This is a genomic window from Bradyrhizobium sp. P2_E8 (genome assembly GCF_056403875.1).
This window is the reverse complement of the sequence record NZ_JBFUES010001026.1, coordinates 1-2,572: the sequence shown is the minus strand read 5'-3', so window position 1 is coordinate 2,572 and position 2,572 is coordinate 1. Positions and strand designations below refer to the sequence as shown.

Below are 2,572 nucleotides of genomic sequence, written 5' to 3'. Positions count from 1 at the left end.
GGAAATGTACAAATGGCGGCATCTCATCGAAAACTTCTTCGGCAGGCTCAAGGAGTTCAAACGCATCGCAATGCGCGCCGAAAAGACCGATCAGAGCTTCGCCTCCATGATCCATATCGCCGCTGCCGTGATAGACTCCCGATGAATCCCAACAGGCCCTAGTTGGGCTCTTAGGAGTCTTCGCTACTCCATGACGCCTCCATTTTGCGGATTATCATCGTTCATACCGCTCTCGTCGTGCTTGCGATGTGGGTGCTCCTGAACCACCTGTTTGCCTCGCCTAGTGCCTCGGCTCCGGAAGGCCAGGGAGGTGGGGCCGGGTTCCGACGGCATTACGGCAATATTTCGCGAGTTTGATAACGAACTTGGCAAGAGGCTGGACGCGCTGGAACGCGCCCTTCAAAGCGTAGCGTTGAGATGTAATCCGTGGCGCTGAGATGTCCGGCCAGATATCATACGGCCGGCGTCACGACGGTCCGTCAAGATGATCCTGAGCACTCACGCCATCGTAGGCGGGGCCATAGCCAGCCTCATGCCCGATCAGCCTGCGTTAGCCTTCGTCGCGGGAATAGCGAGCCATTTTATCATCGACGCTATACCGCATTCAGATTATCCGCTGCGCTCCCTTTCAATCAGCCGGAACCGACCGACACTTTTCGCTGATCGGCTCTGGGTGCGTGATCTGGGATTGCTTGTCTTCGATGCATCAGCTGGCCTTGCGATTGCGCTATTGCTTTATGCCAGTCCCCAGGCAACCCCAGCAATACTGCTTGGCGCGGTTGGTGGGATGGTGCCCGATCCCTTGCGGTTGATCCATCGCCTGTATCCATGGGGCCTTTTCGCTCATGCCAACGTTTTCATGCCTGGATACACACAAAGCACAAGCTTACCTGGCCGTGGGCCGTCAGCTCGCAAGCTCTGCTTATAGTTCAGACTATTTGCGCAGCCGAACTCGTGCGCCACGGCGTTGGCTGAACCCAAACGGCCTCGGGGGGACTGCGCGGCCGGCTTGCTCTCGCCCAAGAAAATGTTGGAGGACTTGGGTGTCGATGAGCGGCTTAAAGCTCGGATTGATCGCACTTCGCGGCTCATTTCGCTGCGGACTAAGAGAAAGCTCGACCGCGAGGCCGCAGAAGATCATCAACGGTAGGGTTTCCTGAATAAAGCCCCCGGCTATGCAGAAACGTGGTCGGCTACCAATTCTCTATTTTAAGTTGCTATTCGTAACGACGCACTATACACGTTTTACGTGTAATTTTGCAAAACAGTGTGACCTAACATATTGATTATATTTCGCTCGCTTCCCCAAGTCGTGGCGAAACAGGAGATCTGGGGTAGCATCGCCTCTCGCCGCTCGTGCTGCTGGCGGCGTGTCACGGCTTCCCTTAATCCGCACGGGGGCTACGTCAGCGCCAACACGGATGCGACAGCAGCCAGCTAGCGTACACATTGGCGGACGTAATAGCCGTTGACCCGTATCCACTGGCAGGGGCTCGGCGGAGGCTCCTTGATGATGGTGTAGCCGTGGTAATCAATGTCGGTTGGTGCGGTCAGGCCACGCCAAAACACTGCATTCGCGCTGGAGCAGCTCAGGGTCATCGCTGCCGAGAAACAGGCCAGGGCGACACAGAATGAAAAGAGTGTTCGCATCAGCGTCTTCCGGTTTGGAATTGCTTGCCGTAGTGCGCTTATCCTGACTGGTCCCAGAGAGGCTCGCAAGTCCGATCGCGCCATCACCGGCAGCAGAACTTCCGTGCTGGTTCGGGGTCCAGATAGCCCCCTGTCACACCGCAAGCTTCACCTCGTGTGCGATGGTCGAACCGAGCCAGAGCCCATGGGTGCGCGGCCCCATGATCGGCACATTGCCCTCGTGCAATTGGCCGCACAAGAATGTCCATGTCCGCGAATGGCTGACGGAGTTGGTATCGGGAAACCGACGAGCCTCCTGGGACGACGGAGTTGCGCCCGTCGATAACGAGCTCAGTATTCGACAGATCGGCAAGCCGGTGGCAATTTAAGTATTTGCGGCCGATCGGCACCTTGCTGCTCGCAAAGCGCGGCGAGGCTGGGCGAGATTGGGATCGGGTGCGATTGGCTCGCGGGATTCCAGCAGCACCTCGAACTGCCCGTTCGCAGCCGAGCGGCCGATCCGTGGCGTGAGCCAGGCGCGAAAGGTCTGCCGGTCGATACAAGACGACCCGGCGTCTGCCGACGAGACCGGTCCATCATTGCGCGTAGGCATGGATGAAGGCGGCATTCTCCGGCGAATTCAGCGACGAGAAATAGACGCTCGACGACAGATGCCCGTCGATAGCGTCGGGTCCGAGCCGCGACAAGTCGCGCACTGTCATCGGCTACTTGGCCGCTTCCGCGCGCGGAGCGGAGAAGCCGCTGGTGCGGCGGCGGGCATCACCGCAGGACGGCGAGCAATCTCATTCCCGATCGCGTGCTGGCATATGATCGTCTGGGCCCATCCAGCCGACCGATTTCAGCGTCTGCCTCTCGGGCGAGAACATGAGTATCCATCTTGCGCGCAGCCGGGCGAAAATCCCGGGATTGGGCGACCATCAAC

General features: G+C 58.7%; 3 protein-coding genes. 1 reads left to right on the top strand and 2 read right to left on the bottom strand.

All coding sequences use genetic code 11. From position 1 onward, the window contains the following. On the top strand, nucleotides 1-145 hold a 145-nt coding region (locus AC1D00_RS36100), incomplete at its 5' end, for a transposase (protein ID WP_477013956.1). Between the two features lie 1,869 nt (nucleotides 146-2,014). On the opposite strand, the gene AC1D00_RS36095 is transcribed toward AC1D00_RS36100, so the two are convergent. Further along, a complete protein-coding gene (locus AC1D00_RS36095) occupies nucleotides 2,015-2,242 on the bottom strand; it encodes a transporter substrate-binding protein (protein WP_477013955.1) in 228 nt (75 codons plus the stop codon). Next, nucleotides 2,226-2,351: a transporter substrate-binding protein gene (locus tag AC1D00_RS36090; protein ID WP_404554806.1), complete on the bottom strand. Its 126-nt coding sequence runs from the start codon at nucleotides 2,349-2,351 to the stop codon at nucleotides 2,226-2,228. The genes AC1D00_RS36095 and AC1D00_RS36090 overlap by 17 nt, the downstream gene beginning before the upstream one ends. Nucleotides 2,352-2,572 lie beyond the last annotated feature (221 nt).

Bases quoted from the DNA above. Each gene is read 5' to 3' on its own strand.
- AC1D00_RS36095 (WP_477013955.1), bottom strand. From the start codon at position 2,242: ATGCCTACGCGCAATGATGGACCGGTCTCGTCGGCAGACGCCGGGTCG.
- AC1D00_RS36090 (WP_404554806.1), bottom strand. From the start codon at position 2,351: ATGACAGTGCGCGACTTGTCGCGGCTCGGACCCGACGCTATCGACGGG.